This window comes from Thiothrix eikelboomii (genome assembly GCF_900167255.1).
Taxonomy (GTDB): domain Bacteria; phylum Pseudomonadota; class Gammaproteobacteria; order Thiotrichales; family Thiotrichaceae; genus Thiolinea; species Thiolinea eikelboomii.
In genome coordinates this window covers 47,106-69,888 of the sequence record NZ_FUYB01000016.1, presented here as the reverse complement: position 1 = coordinate 69,888, position 22,783 = coordinate 47,106, and the positions used below count along the sequence as shown (strand labels likewise).

Here is a 22,783-nt window from a genome sequence, read left to right as displayed (position 1 = left end):
AACCTGCCGCTGGCAAACTTTAGGCTAAGTAAAACCTAAGTGCTTGGCATTGATGAATGATCTGATTATCTTCGACGGTGTATGTCATTTGTGTACTTTTTCGGTACGCTTTATTGTGCAACACGAAACCGCCCCCGTTTTATTTTTCACTCCACTACAATCCAAAACAGGCACGCACTGGCTGCAGGCTCATGGTTTTGATCCTGCTGACACGAAAACCTTTGTATTGATACAAAATGATCAAATTTACACTCGTTCCGAGGCTGCTTTGCGGGTTACGAAGTATTTACGTTGGCCGTGGCGTGGCTTGGAGGTATTGAGAATCTTGCCTAGACCTTGGCGTGATGCGATCTATAATTATATCGCTCGCAATCGCTATCATTGGTTTGGGCAGAATGAGGTTTGTATGCTACCAAAGCCCGACTTGCGAGCGCGGTTTATTGAGTAACAGACGGTGTTTAGGGCGTATCCAGAAAAGAAACGGTAAACTAAGGTTTGTATTGAAGTTTACTTAGGGGGTGTTGCGCTCCAATTTTGTATCCTGTATTGAAGATCTACAGTAGGCGCAGAGGCTAGCCTACCGTCGATCACTCCAAAAACTGCCCACGCTCCAGTCCATATTTACGCATTTTATCCGAAAGTGTCTTACGTGGAATATCCAAGGCTTCCATCGTTAATTTGATATTGCCGTTATAGCGATTTAGGGTTTGCTCAATCAGTGCTTTTTCATAATAGGCCACTTGATCCGCTAGCGATAAACCATCAGGTACACCGCCTGCATTCATGAGTGCTGCTAGATCATAGCTATAAGCATCCCCTAAAAGCACATAACGCTCAGCAATATTGCGTAACTCACGAATATTCCCCGGCCAATCATGACCTAAGAGCACATGCAAAGCCTTGCTGGCTAAGGGGGGAACTTCGAGTTCGGAGCGAGCGGCAGCGATTAGCATAAAATGCTGAAATAACATGGGAATATCTTCCCGCCGCGCCCGTAAGGGGGGAACTTCTAAGGTCACCACATTCAAACGATAATATAAATCACGGCGAAATTCAGCGCGCTCGGCAGCTTCTTTTAAATCGACCTTTGTCGCTGCAATCACTCGAATATCTAAAGGTAATAACTGGTTTGAACCTAAACGCTCAATATGCCGTTCTTGTAACACGCGCAATAATGGCATTTGCGTGGTCATTGGCATACTTTCAATTTCATCTAAGAATAAAGTGCCACCGTTAGCATGTTCAAATTTACCAATTCTTAAACTTTTCGCCCCTGTAAAAGCCCCTGCCTCATGCCCAAATAGTTCACTGTCGATTAAATTAGCCGGAATCGCGCCGCAATTGATGGCGACATAATTATGATTACGGCGTTTACTTTGCTCATGCAAAGAGCGCGCAACCAATTCTTTACCTGTACCCGTTTCCCCCCAAACCAATACATCGGCATCCACATTGGCGATCCGTGCAATCATTTTACGTAAGGCAATAATACTGGGTGCTTGCCCAATAATTCGTGGACCCAAACGAGTTTGTTGTTCAGCCAGCTCTGCTTTTAAGGCACGATTTTCTAAAGTCAGGCGACGCTTTTCTAAAGCACGTCTCACCGTTTCAATCAGCTCATTGGTAGCAAAGGGTTTTTCAAGTAGATCATAAGCACCATCACGAATGGCATTGACTGCCAAAGCTACATCCGCATGCCCACTAATCAAAATGACGGGCAAATCAGCATCCCGCTGGTGAGCTTGCTCCATCAACTCTAAGCCATCCATCTCGGGCATTCGAATATCTGTAATCAGCAGACCATCAAAATCTACCTGTAATTTAGGTAAGACTTCAGCAGCACTGGCAAAAGTTTCCACCTGAAAACCTGCTAATAGCAAGGACTGGCCGACTGAATCCCGAATGATTTTTTCATCATCCACCAACAGTAGCTTAGTCATCTTCCGTCTCCATTGAAGTTTCCGCTAAGGGCAGTAACAAACTGAAAATCGCCCCCGCTTCCGGTGCATTTTCAGCCGATAATTCACCTTGCATATCTTTAGCCAAGCGATATGAAATCGACAAACCTAAACCCAAACCTTTACCTAAAGCTTTGGTCGTAAAAAATGGCTCAAACAAATGCGGCATGTTTTGTGCCTGAATGCCTGGGCCATTGTCACGGACTTGAATACGGACTTTATTGCCCACCCGCTCGGTACTGAGCCAAACCTGCCCTTTCGCTTGTTCAGCAGCAGCATCAATCGCATTACTGAGTAAATTCACTAAAATCTGCTCGAGCCAAACCAAATCAGCTCGCACCCATTGGAGATGGGTATCATAGTGATGATGCAAGCTAACCGTCGTTTGTGACAATTTCGGGCGCACAATCAAAAACGCTGAATCGAGAGCAACTTGTAAGCGACAATCACTAATGCAACCACTGCTCTTGCGGGAAAAAATCTTTAATTGCCGAGTAATCGTCGCCATCCGCTCAGTGAGTCCAGAAATTTCCTGTAGATTGGCTTTAACAAGCTCAGGGTGGCCACGTTCTAAAAATTGACTTGCATTATCTGCATAGGCCCGAATTGCACCGAGTGGATTATTCAATTCATGATTGATCGCTGCTGATAATTGCCCCAGCGCTGCCATTTTTGCAGCTTGCACCAGCTCCTCTTGGGCTAAACGCAATTCGCGGGTACGCTCTTCTACTTTGGACTCAAGAGCTTCTAACACTGCTTGTTTATAACGCCTACGTTGAGCTTGGTTTTTCCATAGTAGCAAGAGCAATAAGCTGGTCAATAAGCATAGGATAGTGGCTAAGATCATGGCAACTGCTGCAGGGCGAGTCACCTCTTGCCAATCCAATAAAACATAAACCTCCCAACCCGCCTCCTCCATACTGCGCTCAGCCAGCAAATAATGTTTACCCTGCAACCAAATAGGTTGATCAGCCTCTAGATAGGGTGGCCATTGAAAATCAGCTAAGGGTTCTAAAGGATAATCTAAATAACGCTTTACCTCCCGAATCGCTTGGCGACGCAGTTCAGTGAGTGGTTTGATGGTTTTGAATAACCAAGAATCTTGACTGGCTAAAAATACAATACCCTCTGAATCAGTTACTAAGAAATCAATCCGCTGTGATTTCCAAAATGACTCAATCTCTGCGATATTAACCTTAACCGTAATTACTCCTAAAGCAGGCTGATCTTGAGCATTGATTAAATAAGAAAAATAATAGCCGCGCTCATTAGAGGTCGTGCCAACTGCATAATAACGACCTAACTCTCCTTGAATCGCCTTTTGAAAATAAGGCCGAAAAGCAAAGTTCCTGCCAATAAAGCTCTGTTCCTTAGACCAATTACTAGCAGCAATTGTATCACCATTAGGTAGCATTAAATAAATATCTAAAGTACCTGCAATTTGATTGATGCGTTCTAAATATAAATTAAGCTGTTCAGTGCTAATAGCCTCAGGCTTTTTTTGTAAAAAATCTTGAATAAAAGGTTCTTGTGCAAGTAAAATCGGCAGATAACTATGACGTGCTAAGGCAGCATCTAATGAGCTGGTTAGACGAGTTAAATAATTTTTAGCACTTTCTTGTAAGCGTGTGTGTGCTGAATAGCTTACTGAGAAGTAAACGGTAACAATCACTAAAGCGGCAACTAATAAGAATAAGCCCAACAGCGTAGTTTTAGAAAGCTGCCGCTTTTTAGTGAAGAACGCAAAGCCAATCACTAATTGTCCTAGGGGTTTAAATGACGCAATTCACGGCGTAAAATTTTACCCACATTACTTTTGGGAAGTTCTTTAACAAAAATAATGGATTTCGGCCGTTTATAACCGGTTAATTGCTCTTTGCACCAAGCTATTAACTCAGCTTCCGTCAAACTTTCATCCTTTTTAACCACAAAGGCTCTGACGGCTTCACCGGCAGCACCATCAGGCACACCAATCACCCCCGCCTCTAACACTTTAGGATTAGACACCAAGACATCTTCGACTTCATTCGGGTAAACATTAAACCCAGAAACCAACACCATGTCTTTGAGGCGATCCACTAATTTGATATAGCCCTTTTCATTGATAAAACCCATGTCGCCGGTGCGCAACCAGCCATTGGCATCAATCACCTTGGCGGTATCTTCAGGACGATTCCAATAACCTTTCATCACTTGTGGACCTTGTACCCAAAGCTCTCCAACTTCGTTGATTTTCAAGACTTTACCTTCTAAATCACGAATTTCCACTGCGGTGGAGGAAATAGGCAAGCCAATCATGCCGTTATAGGCTTGCAAATTGACCGGATTGATACAGACCGCCGGTGAAGTTTCAGTTAAGCCATAGGCTTCAAGTAGGACGCATCCGGTGGTTTTTTGCCAACGATCTGCCACGGCTTTTTGCACTGCCATCCCCCCACCTAAAGTAACTTTCAAACCCGAAAAATCAACCTCATCAAACCCTGGGGTATTTAATAAGGCATTAAACAAGGTATTAACACCCGTGATAAAAGAGAATTTCTCAGCTTTAAGTTCTTTGACAAAGGCTGGAAAATCACGTGGATTAGTAATTAAGATTGTTTTTGCGCCTAGTTTGCAAGCAAATAGGGCATTAGCGGTTAAAGCAAACACATGGTAAAGTGGAAGCGCGGTAATAAAAACTTCTTGACCCTGAGTTAAGTCACGCGCAGTCCAAGCTTCGGCCTGTAATAAATTAGCGATCATATTCCGATGCGTCAGCATCGCACCTTTAGCGACTCCAGTAGTACCGCCCGTATATTGCAAAAAGGCAATATCTTCATGCTCAATCTTTTCATCTTTAAACGGATGATTCCTGCCTTTACGTAAGGCCTCTTTAAAACTAACGGCTGTAGGTAGTGAAAAAGCTGGCACCATCTTTTTAATATGTTTAACTACAAAATTAACCAAATGACCTTTTAAACCTAGCATATCGCCGATCCGTGTCGTGATCACAGTCTTGACTTGGGTATCCGCTAATACGCTAGCTAAAGTAGAGGCAAAATTCTCTAAAATAACAATCGCGGTGGCTCCAGAGTCTTGTAATTGATGCTTGAGCTCACGATCTGTATACAGAGGGTTGGTATTAACGACGATTAAACCCGCTCGAAAAGCGGCAAACAGTACAATGGGATATTGGATTAAATTAGGCATCATAATCGCAATACGGTCGCCTTTTTTTAAGCCAACCTCATGACGTAAATAGGCAGCGAAATATCCCGTTGATACTTCGACTTCGGCATAGGTAATAGTTTTACCTAAATTAACATAAGCGGTTGAATCAGCAAAACGCTGGGTACTTTGCAAAAAGACATCTTGCAGGGAATTATAAATATGCGTATCAATTTCTAGTGGTACGCCTTCAGGATAGTGTTGTTGCCATACTTTTTCCATATCGCTCTCCTCCCCTAATGTATTTGAAATTATGTAACATTCAGGCAGTGTATATCGTAGATTTTATGCTCGCAAACGACAATTTGCAGTACATTAAGAAAGGATGAATACCACAGATAGCTTGACGAGCAAGCAACACGATTTTGCAGGTACATGTTATGATGACTCACCCCAATTTACTTACTGCGAGGGAGCGTTAAATGCGCAACTATTACATCTTATTCTCTGCCAGTGTCTTGAGCATGACGCTGCTCAGTGGTTGTATGTACAATACTAGTAAGGAGAGTTCCCTACCCACACCTACAGCTAGCGTTACACCCAGTCAAACCCAAACAACACCCTTAACTAAGACCTCTAAACCCAAAGTCGTCGTAAACAATACGGCTAATTCGTCTGAAGCAGTGAAGGCCAAACAAGCAATGGTCAGAGCCAAACCCAAATCAGCCGCTCCTAGTGTAAAAACCATTAAGTCTGAACCTGCTCTCAAAGCGGGCAAAAAACTTAGCCCAGAAGAAGTCGAAGATTTAATTCGTAAATTGAGTGTTTGTCGCCCGAGTTAACGGTATTTAAGCGGTGGGGAGGGCGGGCTTAGCCTGCTAGGCTAGCAATGAGTGATACTCCGTCGATTTGAGTCTAGATCTTTTTATAATTATATTCTAATATAATGAATATCAAACACATGAGAGAGACTAAGATGACGGTAGACAGAATGGTATTTGCCATGGCAGGGGTGATCGTGCTGCTCAGTGTATTACTGGCGGTTTATCACAATATGAATTGGTTATGGCTCACGGGCTTTGTAGGCTTGAATTTATTGCAATCTGCTTTCACAGGCTTCTGCCCAGCTGCGATGATTTTCAAAAAAATGGGCTTTCAAACGGGTTGTGCTTTTAAATAGCGGCAAATAGAGGCTAAATACCCGCCTTGCATGAATACTGCCAGCTGAATCAACTGGCAGTGTGTACGCTTAAAGTAACCATGCCGCTGGAATCGGCTCACTGAAGGGCTTCACCCTCAGCTCCGTGTAGTCTTCCCGTGGGCGAGCGACCTTGCATACCACTTCAGCTGCATCTTTACCCTTGCTATAGCGAGCCGCCAACTCAGCGGCTAAGCGAATATCATCTTCGGTCAGATTATCACCATCCAACAAAACCAGTGGACCTGAACAACTGGCGGTTTTAATCCACATAAATTCATTTTTATAGCCTTCCAGAAAGTTAGTTTCACCTTCTTCACGCGATAAAATCATTTTAAAATGCGGGCGTGGCCGCAAATGCCGCCCAATTTTTAGCAGCATAATATCATCCAGCTCATACTGGCGGCTCGGGCGATGCGCCCAAAGATCACGTAATTTATCTGAATAATTGGCATCGGTTAAAAAGCAGCAGCCACCCGCCGGTTGTGCATACTCCTGAATACCCCATTGATTGGCCAGTGCGATCTGTGGTTTGCGACTGCGCCCACTGAAACCGAATAATTGTTCGCGCTTGACCCAACCTTCGCGTTCAGCACGGCTAGCGGGTAAGTTTTGTGCAGATAACGGCCGTAGTAATAAATCATCGGCTCCTGATTCCGCTGCGACAATCGGCATGGTAAAAGCACGCTGCGACATTGGCCGCTGCCCAATCACTTCACCAGTGATAATAAAATCGAAATCATGTTGGATCAGCCATTCTTTGGCTTTTTTTACCATAAAGATTTTGCAATCTAGACAAGGATTGAGGTTAGCCCCGTAACCATGTTTGGGGTTGAGCACCACTTCTTTATAGTCTTCAACAATATCAATGATATGGAGCTTGATCCCCAATTGCTCAGCCACCCAAAGCGAATTATTGCGCTTGGGTTTATCGCGCTCTTGTTTGCGAATCGCATGGGTATGACCCTCAACACAAAAGCCCGTGAAGAAATTAATTCCTTCTACATGCACACCCTGTTCAAGCACTGCTTTCGTCGCGAGCATAGAATCTAGCCCACCAGAAATCAGTGAAACAGCGCGCGGTTGCCTGTCCATCTCCGATACTCCGCTTGAATTTAACGGCGCTGAGTATAACCTGTTTCGAAGAAAGATAGCGGTTTGAAATCCACCACACAACGCAAGGAAGGAATCCAGTCTTTTAAATGCGTCGTGGTAAATAAGCGGCCTGTGTGCAGTTGGTCGTGAACACCATCATGAAAGAGCACCACACCTCCTTGTCGCCGCTTACACACTTGCTCCAGCACATTAGTGAGAATTTTATCCCCTTGTTGGTTATTTTCATCCCAATCAAAGGCGGACAACTGCCAAGCAATATGCTGAAAACCATTTGCTTTCAACGCTGCTAAGACTTGTGGGTGTTGCTGACGGTTAAACCAACCATCTCCATAAGATAAGCGAAATAGAGGGGGTGTCGTATTCAAATAGGGATCAAGTACTTGCCGTGCTAAGCGAAAATGTTCACGCATCAAGCCTTGCTCTACTTCTGAATAGCGCAAATGTTCATAGGAGTGTGAACCAATCACATGCCCAGCTCGTTTAGCTTGCAGCAAAATCTGGCGGCGTTGCTCACACTCTTGCTTAGGCTGTAGGCAAGCTTGGATCTTAGAGCCATGTTCGGCCTTGCATTGCTTTTCAAGGGCTGGGCAGTCGACTTTATTGGCGATCACAAAAAAGGTTGCAGGGATTTTTTCTTGCTTTAAAACCTGAAGTACTTCAGTCGTTTGCAAGGCAGGGCCATCATCAAAACTTAAATGCAGGGGGTAGTGGGTGGCGGCATCACATTGAAAACGCGCTCGAACAGCGGCACAGTCAACGGCCTGAGCCATTCCTGTCCACGTGAATAAGCCCGCGATTAGGGCTAGCACTAACTTAAACTTCATGAAACCTGAGTATCCGCAAGAGACTAAATGGTTTATTTTAGCACTACTTTAGGATTTCTAATTTCACTTTAGCAGTACCTCGGCTAATCATACCTAGCTCTTTAGCCGCCGCCCGCGATAAATCAATAATTCGACCATAGGCATGAAAGCCACCTCGGTCATTCACCGTGACCACGACTGAGCGCTTATTGCGTAAATTAGTCACTTTCAACTTAGTGCCAAAAGGTAAGCGACCATGCGCTGCTGTGAAACCATTATTATCATAACGTTGGCCGCTGGCGGTAAAACGGCCGTGAAATTTTTTGGCATAAAATGAAGCCATTCCAACAATACCAACCTTAGCGGCTGATGGTTTATTCGTAGCAATCGAGTGTTTAGTCGCTGCTTCGCTGGTTGTACACATCAGAATGAGTAGCGCCCCTAACATGGAGACGAAAGCTTGCTTCATATTATGTATCCCCTAATAAGTTGTTACTTTCGGGCGAAAATACCATAAGTTTTTAAAATTGATTGTTGTATTTTCGCAGTGGTATTAATACAACGGCCGCTAAATCCTTATTTAATTAATACGTTCAGGGGCTATTTATTTAGACCTAAGCATATTGCGCAGCCTTAATCCGTAACGAAGCTTGTTTTTTTAATTAGCAGCTTCTAACCTAAGACCCTTAAACCGAGCATGATGGAAACGATCGGGGGATTTATTTACATGCTAACTTTACGTCTCAGTGTCATTGCTGTTTGCTCAGCGCTGTTGAGTGCCTGTGGAACTGCACCTGCGCCACGTCCTATTATTCCGGCAGCCGAAGATTTAACTTCAGCTCCACCCGCGCAGCGTTATGTTGCTCAACAACAGCAGCAGCAAGTCAATGCACAACGTTATAACCAGCAATTGCGTTGGCAAGAACAACAACGGGCACAACAAGCACAACAAGCTCAAGAAGCCCAACGCCAAGAAGCGGCGTTGCAACGGCTGGCAGAGCAACGGCGGGAACGTGAGCAGGAAGCGGAAAATGCCCGTCAACAGCAATTAGCGATGCAACAGCGCTCCCGTGACTTACGTGCTCAGCAACGTCAGCGCATGGAGCGTGTCCAACAACAGTTTAGTACGCCACCTGCACTGAATACGTATGCGCGTCAAGACAGTCGTCCGGTGGCCCAGTTTGCTGCTGGGCGTATGTATACCGGCCCTGGGCGCTTTACACGCTTACCGGATCAAGTTGCGGGTAGTCTGCGCGCCAGTGGTGTGTCTGAAGCAGGGATGGGGGCTTATGTCCGTTTAGCCGGAGGTGGTCAACCCGCTTTGCTTACAGCCAATGCAGATAACCCGCAAACGCCAGCTTCTACTATGAAGTTGGTCACTACCTATGCAGCTTTAGGTATTCTTGGCCCTGATTATCGTTGGCCTACCGAAATTTACACAAATGGCAATGTGACTGGCGGCACCTTGTATGGTGATGTGATTATTCGCGGCTACGGCAATCCACAATTTGCAGAAACGGATTTTCGGCAAATGCTCCAAGCGCTGCGAGCGCGGGGCATTAACAATATCAAAGGGAATTTAGTGGCGGATACGGGCTTTTTTAATGTGCCTTATCAAGACCCCGGCGCTTTTGATGGCAATGCAAACGCTGCGTATAATGCGCAACCCGAAGCTATTCTCTATCAAGAGCGGGGCAGTTGCTATGAGTTCAAAGATTTAAAAGGCAAGATCCAAAAAATCTGCCCAGTGATGCCGAGTAGCGCCCAAGCACGCCAAGCCTTAAATGTTAATCTATTCGGCAGCTTCTGGAAGATTTGGGTCGGCGAAATGGGTGGGCAAATGCAGGGTAGCTTCGCTCGCGCTGGCACACCCGCATCAGCACAATTGGTGTATACCCATCGTTCCCGCCCTTTGCGTGAAATTATCGTTGAAGTCAATAAAGACAGTAATAACGTCATGGCGCGCCAAATTCTATTATCCGTGGGCGCTAAGCAATTAGGTGCTCCGGGGACACCGCAAAAAGGGGCGCAAGCCATCGGGCAATGGTTAGAATCACGCGGCTTGGCTTTTCCTGAGTTACGCTTAGAAAATGGTTCTGGTTTAAGCAGAATTGAGCAAATTACTCCGCGCCACATGGGTGAAATGTTAGTAGATGCCTATAATAGCCCTTATCGCAATGATTTAATGAGTTCAATGGCGGTATTAGGTGTAGATGGTACACTAAAAAATCGGATGAAAAACTCGAGCCTTGCGGGACGTGGGCGTTTCAAAACCGGAACTTTACGCGATGTCCGTGCCATCGCGGGATATTTGCAAGCCGCTGATGGGCAAACCTATGTGGTCTCGATTTTGCATAATGATCCCCGTGCACGTGCTTCGGTACGGGGTGCGCATGATGATCTGATTGAATGGGTATTTGCCGGTTCGCGTAGCTTCGGCTATTAGGCTTGCTTGAATAGTTGGCAAGAGCCAAAACCACTGACTCTTGCCAACGACTCCATGATTGCTTACATTCGCTCCAAGACCCCAATACCTAATAGACTTAAACCTGTCTCCAAGGTATCCGCCGTTAATTGCGCCAATTGCAACCGACTTGCGCGGATTTCCGTCGGGACATCCTCTCGCAGGATCGGGCAAGCCTCATAGAAGGCCATGAAATGCCCCGCTAGTTCATAGAGGTAGTTGCACAGATGATGGGGTTGACCTTCGCGTCCAACACTGTCGATAATTTCATTAAATTGCAATAGCTTCAAACCTAAAGCCCGCTCGCTGGACTCAAGCAGTTGAATACTAGACTGCCCCTGCTCAAGGTTGCCGGCTTTTCGAAAAATACTTTGAATCCGCGCATAAGCATATTGCAAATAAGGGGCTGTATTCCCCTCAAAGCTGAGCATCAGCTCCCAGCTAAATACATAATCCGAGGTACGATTTTTCGATAAATCCGAATATTTCACTGCCCCTATGCCAACAATATGAGCGATTTCACGACGCTCGGCTTCAGCTAATTCTGGATTTTTCGCACTGACTAATTGATAAGCACGCTCTTGCGCTTCAGCTAATAAATCTGCCAGTTTGACGGTGCCACCTGTGCGCGTTTTGAAGGGCTTGCCATCCTCGCCCAACATTGTTCCGAACGCCATATGCTCTAAAGACATACTAGCTGGAGCAAAGCCAGCCTTCCGTGCCAAGGTATACACTTGTTGGAAATGCAGTGACTGACGTACATCGACAAAATATAGGACTCGATCAGCCTGCAACACCCGACTCCGATAGCGAATTGCGGCTAAATCAGTGGTTGCATATAAATAGCCGCCCCCGGTCTTTTGAATAATCAAAGGTGTGATTGAACCATCTTTATTCTTAAACTCATCCATGAAAGCACATTGAGCGCCCTCACTCTCTGTCAGTAAACCAGCCGCTTGCAGATCACTCACCACCTTGGCCAGATCATCGTTGTAAGCACTTTCAGCCATTACATCCTGACGAGTCAGTGACACACCTAGCTCTTGATATGCGACCTCACAATGATGCAGAGAAATATTAATAAACTGCTGCCAAAGTGCTAAACACTCGGGATCGCCTGATTGTAGTTTGACCACATACTCACGCGAACGCTCGGCAAAGGCGGGATCAGCGTCAAAACGTTGCTTAGACTCCCGATAGAAAGCTTCCAAATCAGCCAACTGCATCGACAATTCACCGCCTTGGGCTTGTAAATCGGCCAGATGAGCCAGCAACATACCGAATTGTGTACCCCAATCGCCCACATGATTTTGGCGAATGACATGATGCCCTTGAAACTCCAGTACGCGCACCACCGCATCACCAATAATAGTGGAGCGTAAATGGCCAACATGCATTTCCTTGGCTAGATTTGGACTGGAATAATCGACAACAATCGTCTGTGGCTCGACAGCATCCAGTTGAGTATTCGTGGGTAGGGCTGCTGCTAGCCAGTCAGTTTTCAAGTGAATATTTAGAAATCCAGGGCCTGCAATCTCGACTTGCTCAGCTATATCGCTTAAGTCAGTCTGCTCTAAAACTTTAGCTGCTAACTCACGCGGATTCATTTTCAACTGCTTCGCCGCTGCCATCACTCCATTAGCTTGATAATCACCAAACTCTGGGCGGGTAGAGGGCTTAATAATTGCAGAGCTAGCCACGGGCGCTCCTGCGGCTTGTAAAGCAGCCGTTAAACGTTGATCGAGCAGCTGACGAATATTCATAAGGCGGTTTTCAAAATAAGAGGAAAAGGACGCTTATTGTAGCTTGAATGGCGTTTAGAGGCGATAAGCCTTGCCTAATCGCGTGCACTCAAAAACTAGCTCGCTCCTATAGAGAAACTGATAGGGTTGCTAGCGATCGCTCCTAGCTTCGCAAACTAGCCAAACCTCGCTGCCAAACGGCCTGCATACGTTCACCAAGCTGTACAAACTCGGCATGTTCTTTCTGATAAGCGATCAACTCAGGCAAAGCACTCTCCACTCCGTGAACGACCCAATCGAGCAATTGATTCGTGCGGCGTTCTGTTAAGCTACAAAACCGTCGCGCAAAACTGATCAATTCGAGTCGTGTTGGAAATTGCTTACTGTTACCAAGCAATAAAGCAAGGCTATCATTTGGAATATAAGGCGTGGTGGAAACAATATCATACGCTGGTGCGAGGCTAACCTCTGTTTCAGGGTTAGCATAAATGACCCCAAAATTTTTCAAATGTGCATCACCATTGCCGACGGTACAAGTTAAGGCTAAGGATAAAAAGAACTGCTCTAAAGCATCATGTACACGATGGGGCGAGACAAATTGGCGAATACGCAAGGCAAGATCTTGATAGCTACCCACATATTTATCATCCGTAGCCAAACCATTGAGCACACAGAAATCTTCAAAGCCTAGATAGCCGCCCTTACCATCTAAATCAAAGCGCTTAACGATTAATAAGCGCCCTTGTGCGGCTAATTCAAATTCAGGTACTTCTAAACCTGCATAGTGCGCCGCTTTTAGACAAAAATACTCGTTCGCTGCTAATTGTGGGAAGCGCTCTGGATTCCAAGCTTTAACAATATGCGTCGAATCCTTATAACTGATTTGCTCCAACTCTTGCAGGGCGGTGGCTACGGTCGCCTGGTCGCGGATTAAAACTTTCGGTTGCACGCCAGAAATACCCGAATAACGCCCAAAGCGTTGCAGCAAGCTCATGAATAAATCTTCACTGCCCGCATAAGTCTGTAGATCTTGCACACTTTGCAGAGGTAACTCGCGTGGCTGCTCCCCCATTTCAGCAATCCGCACTCGCCCAATTTGGGAGTGTCCAACAATCGCCAATAGGCTTAAATCATCAAAATTTTGCACCGTTTTTTGGAAACTATTGCGCAACATTTCGCGCAACTCGCCCTCGGGCAAATTCATTTGGAAAATAGGATGTACACCCTGCTGGAAATGGTATTGGTCAGGCAAAATCGGCATGGTCAAAGAAATAGCCTGAGGCTCTTCAGCCGTTGGCAGATAATTAAAAAGATAAGTACGCGCTTGTAACTCACTGCGCCCTAAGACACCCACTGGATCTTTGCCTGCAAAAATAGCCAATTGCTGTTCGCTCATCTTGCTTCCTTATTTTGCGTTATTTTGGTTCTTTATCACGTTTTCGCTGCTCGGCTTCTGAGACGAGGGTATGTAAATGCGGGCGTTTGCTTTGACGAGTGGCAACGTGTAGCTCCAATCCCAATAAAGAACAGACAGCCATCACTTTACGGATACCAATTTCGTTCACTGTTCCATTTTCTAGGGCAGAGACGGTGGCGCGACTCATCCCTAGCTGTCTAGCGACCTCTGCCTGCGTCCATTGTTTTTGTTTGCGTGCCTGTTGAAGGGCCTTTCCCAGATCTTCTAAGTTCATGCATTCTATATAGTGCATTTTTAGTTAGTTTGCCAGAAATGCATTGTATAGGATGCATTAACTGACGGTTTTTATATCTCTGATGGGTAGGTATTAGTTATTTATTTTCTGAACTCTTTACATTAGTAAATTCTAATATTATGATTATCTCAACTTAAAGCTAAACACACAGACATTCTGTTAGGAGATTTGATCATGAAATTACAAACCATCGTTTTCGCTAGTTTAATCGCTTTATCTGGCGCTGCTTCTGCTGAGTTTTTTGACAATGGCATGGGCAATGGCAACGGTTCTGCCGCAGGTAATGGCACCGCTTATACCACAGGTAATGGCAATGGCTGGGGTACTGGCAAAGGTAATGTAGACGGTTGGGGCAGTGGCAAAGGCAATGCTGATGGCGAAGTGGAATTCCAAATCACTTTCAAAGGCAAAGGCAAGTCAGATATGAATACTGACATGGCTGGCAAAGGCGATGCAGACACCAATGGCTACTTAACAGGTAATGGCAATGGTTGGGGCAACACTTACGGTAATGGCAATGGCTGGACAAATACCGCTTCTAACGGTGGTTATCCTTATGGCCCAATGGCTTCTTATCAAGCACCAATGATGCCAATGCCACAAGCTGCTGCACCAGCTGCTCAACCACAAGTTACTGCTCCAGCAGTAGCAGCTCCAGCACCAGCTACCGTTCAATAAGCGAATACTCTCCTCCTCCTCCTCATTCGCTTTCCCTAGCAAGGGTGTCAGCCTCGGTTGGCACCCTTGCTTTTTAGAGGGCTTCTGAGCACATCGCTCTAAGCACCCTCTTACGGCTAAGGTCTTTAGCAAAAACCCAGATAAAACCACTCTAGAGTTTAGTGATCTTTTGCTAAAATCGGCACGCTTATTTTATTTGCGGAGCTGCTCATGACCCACCTGACTCGCTTAGACATCGCTATGCCTGATGATTGGCATGTACACCTACGCCAGGGTGAAATGTTAGAACAAGTACTGCCTTATACTGCAGCGCATTTCGGGCGAGCTATTGTGATGCCGAATCTACAACCGCCAGTGGTACATACTGCGGATGCACTGGCCTATCGGGACAGCATTTTGGCAATTCTGCCCCCGAATAGCAGCTTTCAGCCCTTAATGACCTTATATATGACCGAAACGACTGAAGCCGCTGATGTCAAAGCAGGTTTTGAATCAGGGGTGATCACGGCGGTCAAACTTTACCCCGCTGGTGCAACCACTAACTCCGCAGCGGGTGTCAAAGATTTGGAAAAAATCTATCCAGTGCTCGAAGTCATGCAAGAAATCGGCATGCCCTTCCTCGTGCATGGTGAAGTCGTTGATCCACAGGTTGATATTTTTGATCGTGAAGCAGTCTTTATTGAAACTAAATTGATGCCGCTTCGTGTCCGCTTCCCACAGTTAAATATTGTGTTTGAGCATCTGACTACCCAAGAAGGGGTCGATTATGTGTTGTCTTGTGCGACGCATACGGCGGCTACCTTGACACCACATCATTTAGTCATCAATCGTAATGCCATGCTGGTCGGTGGAATCAAACCCCATTATTATTGTTTACCGGTTGCGAAACGTGAAAGGCATCGTTTAGCGTTACGGGCAGCCGCGACCTGTGGTGACCCACGCTTTTTCCTTGGCACAGACTCCGCACCGCATCCCGTGCATGCCAAAGAAACCGCTTGTGGCTGTGCAGGTATCTTCAATGTAGCCAATGCTTTAGCGATTACCGCACAAGTGTTTGAGCAGGAAAATGCCTTAGATAAATTTGAAGGCTTTGTATCCTTGAATGGCGCTGCGTTTTATGGTTTACCCGTGAATACCGAGCGCTTAGTTTTAGAGCGCCAGCTTAAGCCACAAGCTTTGCCAGCTAACTTGAAATTAAGCACCACTGAAGTACAAGCCTTTGATCCTATGATGGATCTGTATTGGTCCGTGGTTAGCTAAATTTGGAATAAAAATTCTATTATTTATTTTAATGTAAAAAATATAACAAATCCTTGTAACTAGCTTATACTGCCTTTATTAAAAATAAGGAGCAGAGTCATGGCTATTAACACCGAATATGGCGCTGATTTCAGTCGCCAACTTGTGGGCAAAAACTTTCTAATCACGGGTGGTACCCAAGGTTTAGGTGAAACTACCGCCCGCTTATTCATTGAGCGCGGTGCAGCTGGGATTGCTTTAATTGGACGCAATGCCGAGCGTGGTCATGCTTTAGCTAAAGCACTCACTACGGCTCAATGCAAAGTTGTTTTTGTACCAGCAGATCTCACACAACGCGAGCAAGCGATTCAATGTGTCCGTGATACGATTCAAGCGTTTGGGCAATTGCAGGGTGTGGTGCATTGTGCAGGCTGCACCGATCGTGGCTCGATTTTGAATACCGATCCGGCCACTTATACCCGCTTATTTGCCGTAAATGCCGAAGCGCCGTTTTTCATTATGCAAACGGCGGCACGTCACATGGTCGAGCACAACATCGAAGGTACGATAGTCAATGTCTGCACTATGTCCTCCCACGGTGGACAATCCTTCTTAACCGCTTATTCAGCGTCTAAAGCTGCCTTGGTTGCTATGACCAAAAACGTCGCTTTCTCACTGATGCGCAATAAAATTCGCGCCAATGTCTTAAATATTGGTTGGATGGATAGTCCGGGTGAGCATGCGATTCAGTCTAAATTTCATCATGCTCCTGCCGACTGGCTGGACGCAGTGGAGGCTCGTGAACCCAATGGGCGCTTAATTAAACCCGAAGAAGTCGCACGGGCGGCCGCATTTTTGGCCTCAGCTGAGTCGGGGTTAATGACGGGTGCAGTGATTGATTTCGATCAAGGGGTGCTGGGTTGTGGTGATGGGCGCACTCCACAGCCAGATAAGGCGATGAACTGGCCTGAGGTTTAAAAATAGGGCAGCTCCAAACTTGGATAGAGCGGCGTTTGTTGTACTGTGTAGCCCAAGTTTAGATGCTGACTTGACAGGCGGCGGTAGCGTATACGGATATACCGCATGGTTTAGCGCCACAAAGCATGCAGCCATTGACTGCTGCAAGCTTTAGAACGGGTCAGTCACGGCTGACCTATTTTTCCAACTATTACAGCAGCATGCACACAAATGTCATGCCTAAGGATGAGCGATGTTTAATGAAGAAAGCCATCTAGCCGCCCCGATTCGTTGGGGTATGGTGGGTGGTGGGCGTGGTAGTGAAATTGGTTATGCGCATCGTGCTAGTGCAGCACGTGACCGTTTTTTTGCCTTAACAGCCGGAGCCTTTGATCTTGATGCTGCACGTGGACGAGAGTTTGGTCGCGACTTAGGGCTTGATCCTGAACGCTGCTATGCAGATTATCAAAGCTTGTTTGCACAAGAGGCGCAGCGGGATGATGGCATTCAAGCGGTGAGTATTGCCACACCGAATAGTACTCACTATGCAATTAGCAAAGCCGCTCTTGAAGCAGGTTTGCATGTGATTTGCGAAAAGCCATTAACTTTCACTTGTGCCGAAGCGCAGGAGCTTGCTGATTTAGCTAAAGCTCGCCACAAGCTTTTTGCAGTGATGTATGGTTATTCTGGCTTCCCGATGTTACATCAAGCACGAGCGATGATTGAGCAGGGTTTACTGGGTGATATCCGTATCGTCACGATGCAATTTGCTCATGGTTTCCACAGTGCTCCGATTGAGGAACATAGCCCAGGCGCGAAATGGCGTATGAATCCGGCGATTTCAGGGCCGACGTATGTGCTCGGTGATTTGGGTACACACACCTATTATTTAATGGAAATGCTCACAGGGCTTGAGGTTGATGAACTGTGCTGCATGCGCCAAAGCTTTATTCAGAGCCGCGCCCCCCTTGAAGACAATGCCCATGTCATGTTTAAGTTCAAAACCGGTGCAGTTGGTACACTCTGGGCTAGCTCAGTGAATGCTGGCTCTATGCATCAGCAGAAAATTCGCGTGATCGGCTCGAAAGCGAGTATCGAATGGTGGGATGAGCACCCCAATCAATTACGCTATGAAATCCAAGGTCAACCAGCCCAATTGCTGGATCGTGGCATGCCTTATTTATTGAAAAATGACGCAATTTGCTCACGGATTGGTGGCGGACATGCAGAAGGCTTCTTTGAAGCATGGGCGAACTTATATCATCGCTTTGCGATGGCGATTGATGCCTTTGAGCGCGCTGATCAAGCGATGCTAGACACGCTTTGGTATCCTGATGTGCAAGCAGGAATGAATGGAGTACGTTGGTTGGAGGCTTGTGTTGAGTCGGCGGATCAGGGCGCGAAGTGGGTGAAGTTTTGAGGAGGGCTTTTGAGCTTTACCGATGCATGTAGAACAACAAGTACAGACTTGGTTAAACCAACAAGGTCTCGGCTCTTGTATCCTCACTCCACTCACGGGTTACACCAACCATGTTTTCCGCGTGGAAGCGGCGCAAGACCCAAAGTGCTCAGTGATTCGTATCGCCAATCACGAATTAGCAGCTGGTCTTTGCCCATTGGCTCAATATCCAAAGCATGTCATTAGCCTACATCAAGATGCGGTCGAATTGGATTTAGCCCCCGAGCTATTGGGTTTTGATGATCAAATGGGCCTTATGTGGCTAGCCGATGTGGGTGAGCGGCGTACCATTCAACGGCATGATTTTGCTGAGATTCGGACTCTTTTAGCGCGTTTACATTCTAGTGATTTAGCTTGGCGTTCACCAGAGCAAACCGAGTTAGATGGGGCAAACCTACTGATGTTACAGCGCTTAGCCACTTCAGCTGATCCAAAGCTTAGCCAAATAGCACAGCAATTGCTTAAGTTGGCTATCCACCGGGGTTATGCGAACTACCCCATCAAACCGGTGCACAGCGACCTCAATCCGGGCAATTGGCTGCATGATGGGCAGCGTTGGTGGCTGATTGATTGGGATTATGCACGGCTGATGGTCGCCGAATGGGATTATGCCAGTCTAATCGTCGAGCAGGCTTGGGATCAAACTCACGCACAAGCATTCGCACCTACCATGCTCCTCTGCGATTTAGCTTGGTTTTGTGCCTGTTTTGCGCTCTTGAGTTGGGATTGGCATGTCCAGCGTGGGACGCAAGAGCTGGCAGCGAAACAAGCCATTACCACGTATTGGTTACAACGTTGTGAATCAGGCCGCTAAGCTATCAGATGGTAGTGAGTGCTATTTATTTCAAAGACTTAGCTTGCTGAAGGGTGGAAGCTGATGAGCTCGACTCCAATAAGCGCCCCGGCTGATCACCAAAGATTTCAGCTAGTAAAGCGGTTGAGGTAGCGCGTATCGACTCCCGACTTAAGCTACGCGGTGCAAACAAAATCGCTTGATTAAATGTATGATTGGCATACAACACCTCGTCAGGGGTTGGGTTAAATGCCTGTAAACTAATGCGCGCAAGATGTCCTAAATTGATCCCACGACCATCCTCAAAAATTAATAAATGAGGGTAGAGTTGCTTATATGGATCAGGTTTGGGGAAATCGACAATCGCTAATAAAGTCAGTGGTGTCGCTGATAATTTCACCCCCAAATTAATGGCCGTTATATTGATCTCGGCAATAAACACCGGAGTACCTATCGCTTGCTTCAAGCGCGCTAAGTAGTGAAAATACTCAGGCGCGGGCCACAGTTCGTCAATAACTGCTTCAGGGCTTTCAGGATCAGCCACAGTGATCTCCTTAGTTAGGTGGTTATTGATCATTCAATTTATAGCAAGCCTCTAATGCTATGATAGTTTTTTCTAGCAAAAAGACAGGCAGTCAAAAGGTAAGTTATGATACAGGATGTACGACTAGAGCAACTCACCGAATGGATAAATACCCTCGCTGATTGGCAAGGTGCTCAATTAGCCCCTGCTTCTGCGGATGCTAGTTTTCGTCGCTATTTCCGTGTTACGCATCATCAGCAAACCGCCATTGCGATGGATGCTCCGCCAGACAAAGAAAACTGTACACCTTTCTTAGATATTACGGATCGTCTGCATCATGCAGGCGTGGCTGCTCCGGTGATTTATGCAAAAAACTTATTAGATGGTTTTTTATTGCTAGAAGATTTCGGCAATACCCTTCTGTTAAACGAACTCAGCCCAAGTAATGCAGATACCTTATACGAAACCGCGATGGATACACTGTTACATCTGCAACAAGCAGAGATTCAGGGTCTACCTGAATACAGCCATGCATTCTTACGCCGTGAATTGGATTTAATGCCTGAATGGTTTTTGCAACAACACTTAAATTTTACGGCTGAAGACATTCCTTATAAGCTGATTGATCATACTTTCAATAACTTAATCACTGCTGTCTTAGAGCAACCCATTGCTTTTGTCCATCGGGACTATCATTCACGCAATTTAATGCTAGCGGCTGAACAAAAACTGGGTGTGATTGATTATCAGGATGCTGTCTGGGGACCGATTACTTATGATCTAGTGTCCTTATTGCGTGACTGCTATGTCGTTTGGCCGCAACAACGAGTTAAACGTTGGGCGCTGGCTTATCATAAAGAGGCTATTGCTGCAGGGGTATTACCGCCGATTGATGAAATTTCTTTCCTCCGTTGGTTTGATCTGATGGGTTTACAACGTCATTTGAAAGTGCTGGGGATTTTTGCCCGCTTAAATCACCGCGATGGTAAAGCCAGTTACTTAAAAGACTTACCTTTGACTTTAAGCTATATCCTCACGATTGGCTCACAGCACCCCGAAACCTGTCGCCTTGTTGAGTGGATGCGTCAAGCCCACATTCCTGAGCGTATCGGTACGGTAGATATTCCTGCTTAAACGATGAAAGCGATGATCCTAGCAGCCGGTTTAGGCACAAGAATGCGCCCACTGACCGACTTTACTCCTAAACCCTTACTCAAAGCAGGTGGCAAACCGCTGATCGTTTGGCATTTAGAAAAATTAGCCGCTGCGGGTTTTAAAGAGATTGTTATTAATATTGCTTGGTTAGGCTGGCAAATTCCCGAGGCTTTAGGGGATGGCTCAGCTTGGGGGGTTAAGCTGCATTACTCCGACGAACAAGCCGAATCGGCCTTAGAAACCGCAGGCGGCATCCTGAAAGCCTTGCCTTGGCTCGGTGCGGAAAGCTTTCTGGTCGTCAATGGGGATATTTGGTGTGATTATCCTTGTTTACCAAAAATGCTTGCTCCTCAAAGCTTAGCGCACCTCATCCTCGTGAATAACCCAGAGCATCATCCCCACGGCGATTTTGCCCTAGCAGCAGGGAGGGCGCGCAATGAAGGCGCACACAAGCTCACTTTTAGTGGTCTTGGTTATTATCACCCCCATTTATTTGCAGGCTTAGCTTATGGTAAACGCGCACTTGGTCCAGTCTTGCGCGCCGCCATCACGCAAGACTTAATCAGTGCTGAGCATTATCAAGGTACTTGGTTAGACATCGGTACACCGGAACGTTTAGCTGAACTTGATCAACATCTTAACGCTGTTGCACTCGCCAAGCAGCCCAAATCAACGCAGCCCCTAGCAAAGTAAACCCACAACCTAAAATCAACGACAAATTAAAATTACCTTGTTGCTCTGCCATCCAACCTGCAAATGCAGGGCCTATAATCTGTGCCACACCAAAACAAGCGGTGAGAATACCCATCAATTGCGTGGGTTTAGAGCCACCTAAACGTCCACCATACACCAAAACCATTGAGACGATTCCCATAAAAGTACTACCAAATAGTAAAGCTCCTAATAAAGCTGCTGCGATGGAATCACTCAATACAGGTAAGATAATCCCTACGGCTTGGATGCCATAAGCGGCAATTAAAGCGGGAAACTCTCCCGTCCGTTGCGCAATCTTCGCCCAAACCCAACAAGAAGGCGTTGCTGCCAACCCAACTACGACCCAAGCATAATCTCCCAAATGCGGAAACTCAGTATGCTGCTGTAAAATTGAGACTAAAAAGGTAGCACTAATAACATAGCCTATCCCTTCACAAAAATAAGCCAGTGCCACTAAGCTAATCAGCCATTTAAAAGCCTGCTGAGGTAAGGCAGAGGCAAGGGCTGCTTTTTTCTGTGGATGCAAATACCATTGATTAAATAGCAAAGCAGGTAAGCCCAAAACAAAAATCAGCAAGCCACTGCTGATCCATAAACCTTCCCAAGTTTGTAGGTTTTTAAAGGCTAATACCCAAAGTGCACCGAGAGTTAAGCCTAAACCAACCCCTGAAAAATGAATCCCCAAAGCAGTTGCCGTATGTTTGGGGGCAATCGCTAGGATCATCAAACCTGAACCTAAGACCATACCACCTGCACTGGCTAAGCCACTGAAGAAGCGTAGTATCAGCCAAACAGCATCTTGCTGAATTAGCCCCATCCCAATATTGGTTACTGCTGCTATCAGAATGCTAATTTTAAATAGCGAGCGTTTGGTATTTATCGAGTGCACGAAGATCGCGCCTAGCGCACCACAGAGATAACCCATATAATTAACAGCGGCTAACACCCCAGCCCAATCGTCGCCAAAGCCTAGATCAGCCTGCATCAAAGGCAGTAAGGGTGTATAGATAAAGCGTGGAATACCAAAGGCAGTAATTAAACCCAACATACCCACTGCGATAGACCAGCGTTCCTGATGATTAAAGGATGCCCTAGTTTCCATGACCTAAATTCGCTACTTAAAAC

General features: G+C 46.1%; 22 protein-coding genes. 11 read left to right on the top strand and 11 right to left on the bottom strand.

The window, feature by feature from the left end; all coding sequences use genetic code 11:
- Nucleotides 1–52: 52 nt before the first annotated feature.
- The gene (locus tag B5D50_RS14350; protein WP_078923340.1) at nt 53–448 is read left to right on the top strand and encodes a thiol-disulfide oxidoreductase DCC family protein; all 396 of its coding nucleotides are present in this window, start codon (nt 53–55) and stop codon (nt 446–448) included.
- Between the two features lie 139 nt (nt 449–587).
- Here the strand turns inward: B5D50_RS14350 and B5D50_RS14345 are convergent, their stop codons facing one another.
- The 3 genes from B5D50_RS14345 to B5D50_RS14335 are packed head-to-tail and all read right to left on the bottom strand — an operon-like array spanning nt 588 to nt 5,387.
- A complete protein-coding gene (locus B5D50_RS14345; RefSeq protein WP_078923339.1) occupies nt 588–1,940 on the bottom strand; it encodes a sigma-54-dependent transcriptional regulator in 1,353 nt (450 codons plus the stop codon).
- Complete coding sequence (locus B5D50_RS14340; protein ID WP_078923338.1) at nt 1,933–3,714, bottom strand: sensor histidine kinase; 1,782 nt, start codon at nt 3,712–3,714, stop codon at nt 1,933–1,935. The genes B5D50_RS14345 and B5D50_RS14340 overlap by 8 nt, the downstream gene beginning before the upstream one ends.
- A gap of 8 nt (nt 3,715–3,722) precedes the next feature.
- Nucleotides 3,723–5,387 carry an AMP-binding protein gene (locus B5D50_RS14335; protein WP_078923337.1) on the bottom strand — a complete coding sequence of 555 codons (1,665 nt, stop codon included), beginning with the start codon at nt 5,385–5,387 and terminating at the stop codon, nt 3,723–3,725.
- 200 nt (nt 5,388–5,587) lie between these two features.
- Here B5D50_RS14335 and B5D50_RS20175 point away from each other — a divergent pair, with 200 nt between their 5' ends.
- Together B5D50_RS20175 and B5D50_RS14330 are read left to right on the top strand one after the other, a co-directional pair.
- Nucleotides 5,588–5,947 (top strand): hypothetical protein, encoded by a 360-nt coding sequence (locus tag B5D50_RS20175; protein WP_143594372.1) that lies wholly within the window; start codon nt 5,588–5,590, stop codon nt 5,945–5,947.
- Nucleotides 5,948–6,081: 134 nt separating this feature from the next.
- The gene (locus B5D50_RS14330; protein ID WP_078923336.1) at nt 6,082–6,285 is read left to right on the top strand and encodes a YgaP family membrane protein; all 204 of its coding nucleotides are present in this window, start codon (nt 6,082–6,084) and stop codon (nt 6,283–6,285) included.
- Between the two features lie 69 nt (nt 6,286–6,354).
- Here B5D50_RS14330 and B5D50_RS14325 read toward each other — a convergent pair whose 3' ends face one another.
- The 3 genes from B5D50_RS14325 to B5D50_RS14315 are packed head-to-tail and all read right to left on the bottom strand — an operon-like array spanning nt 6,355 to nt 8,691.
- Entirely contained in the window at nt 6,355–7,398 is a 1,044-nt protein-coding gene (locus B5D50_RS14325) for a tRNA (5-methylaminomethyl-2-thiouridylate)-methyltransferase (protein ID WP_078923335.1), read from the bottom strand.
- A 20-nt stretch (nt 7,399–7,418) separates the two neighbouring features.
- Nucleotides 7,419–8,243, bottom strand: coding sequence for a polysaccharide deacetylase family protein (locus B5D50_RS14320; RefSeq protein ID WP_078923334.1), 825 nt, complete (start codon nt 8,241–8,243; stop codon nt 7,419–7,421).
- Nucleotides 8,244–8,286: 43 nt separating this feature from the next.
- Nucleotides 8,287–8,691 (bottom strand): septal ring lytic transglycosylase RlpA family protein, encoded by a 405-nt coding sequence (locus B5D50_RS14315; RefSeq protein ID WP_200807100.1) that lies wholly within the window; start codon nt 8,689–8,691, stop codon nt 8,287–8,289.
- Nucleotides 8,692–8,949: 258 nt separating this feature from the next.
- Here B5D50_RS14315 and dacB point away from each other — a divergent pair, with 258 nt between their 5' ends.
- A complete protein-coding gene (dacB, locus tag B5D50_RS14310; RefSeq protein ID WP_078923357.1) occupies nt 8,950–10,668 on the top strand; it encodes a D-alanyl-D-alanine carboxypeptidase/D-alanyl-D-alanine endopeptidase in 1,719 nt (572 codons plus the stop codon).
- A 62-nt stretch (nt 10,669–10,730) separates the two neighbouring features.
- Here dacB and argS read toward each other — a convergent pair whose 3' ends face one another.
- From argS to B5D50_RS14295, 3 genes are all read right to left on the bottom strand, one after another.
- On the bottom strand, nt 10,731–12,449 hold the full coding sequence (gene argS / locus B5D50_RS14305; protein WP_078923333.1) for an arginine--tRNA ligase: 1,719 nt from the start codon (nt 12,447–12,449) through the stop codon (nt 10,731–10,733).
- A 142-nt stretch (nt 12,450–12,591) separates the two neighbouring features.
- Entirely contained in the window at nt 12,592–13,824 is a 1,233-nt protein-coding gene (locus B5D50_RS14300) for a type II toxin-antitoxin system HipA family toxin (protein WP_078923332.1), read from the bottom strand.
- 19 nt (nt 13,825–13,843) lie between these two features.
- On the bottom strand, nt 13,844–14,119 hold the full coding sequence (locus B5D50_RS14295; protein WP_078923331.1) for a helix-turn-helix transcriptional regulator: 276 nt from the start codon (nt 14,117–14,119) through the stop codon (nt 13,844–13,846).
- Nucleotides 14,120–14,314: 195 nt separating this feature from the next.
- Between B5D50_RS14295 and B5D50_RS20170 the strand changes: the two genes are divergently transcribed.
- The 5 genes from B5D50_RS20170 to B5D50_RS14270 all read left to right on the top strand — a co-directional run bounded on the left by B5D50_RS20170 (nt 14,315) and on the right by B5D50_RS14270 (nt 19,287).
- Entirely contained in the window at nt 14,315–14,818 is a 504-nt protein-coding gene (locus B5D50_RS20170) for a hypothetical protein (protein WP_143594371.1), read from the top strand.
- A gap of 210 nt (nt 14,819–15,028) precedes the next feature.
- Nucleotides 15,029–16,078 carry a dihydroorotase gene (gene pyrC / locus B5D50_RS14285; protein ID WP_078923329.1) on the top strand — a complete coding sequence of 350 codons (1,050 nt, stop codon included), beginning with the start codon at nt 15,029–15,031 and terminating at the stop codon, nt 16,076–16,078.
- A 99-nt stretch (nt 16,079–16,177) separates the two neighbouring features.
- Nucleotides 16,178–17,035: an SDR family oxidoreductase gene (locus tag B5D50_RS14280; protein ID WP_078923328.1), complete on the top strand. Its 858-nt coding sequence runs from the start codon at nt 16,178–16,180 to the stop codon at nt 17,033–17,035.
- A gap of 232 nt (nt 17,036–17,267) precedes the next feature.
- A complete protein-coding gene (locus tag B5D50_RS14275; RefSeq protein ID WP_078923327.1) occupies nt 17,268–18,434 on the top strand; it encodes a Gfo/Idh/MocA family protein in 1,167 nt (388 codons plus the stop codon).
- A 22-nt stretch (nt 18,435–18,456) separates the two neighbouring features.
- Entirely contained in the window at nt 18,457–19,287 is an 831-nt protein-coding gene (locus B5D50_RS14270; protein WP_078923326.1) for a phosphotransferase, read from the top strand.
- 25 nt (nt 19,288–19,312) lie between these two features.
- On the opposite strand, the gene B5D50_RS14265 is transcribed toward B5D50_RS14270, so the two are convergent.
- On the bottom strand, nt 19,313–19,810 hold the full coding sequence (locus B5D50_RS14265) for a hypothetical protein (RefSeq protein WP_234975888.1): 498 nt from the start codon (nt 19,808–19,810) through the stop codon (nt 19,313–19,315).
- Nucleotides 19,811–19,915: 105 nt separating this feature from the next.
- Between B5D50_RS14265 and B5D50_RS14260 the strand changes: the two genes are divergently transcribed.
- Together B5D50_RS14260 and murU are read left to right on the top strand one after the other, a co-directional pair.
- A complete protein-coding gene (locus tag B5D50_RS14260; protein ID WP_078923325.1) occupies nt 19,916–20,923 on the top strand; it encodes an aminoglycoside phosphotransferase family protein in 1,008 nt (335 codons plus the stop codon).
- A 12-nt stretch (nt 20,924–20,935) separates the two neighbouring features.
- The gene (murU, locus tag B5D50_RS14255; RefSeq protein ID WP_078923355.1) at nt 20,936–21,637 is read left to right on the top strand and encodes an N-acetylmuramate alpha-1-phosphate uridylyltransferase MurU; all 702 of its coding nucleotides are present in this window, start codon (nt 20,936–20,938) and stop codon (nt 21,635–21,637) included.
- Here the strand turns inward: murU and B5D50_RS14250 are convergent.
- Nucleotides 21,582–22,760: a YbfB/YjiJ family MFS transporter gene (locus B5D50_RS14250; RefSeq protein ID WP_078923324.1), complete on the bottom strand. Its 1,179-nt coding sequence runs from the start codon at nt 22,758–22,760 to the stop codon at nt 21,582–21,584. The genes murU and B5D50_RS14250 overlap by 56 nt on opposite strands.
- Between the last annotated feature and the right edge of the window lie 23 nt (nt 22,761–22,783).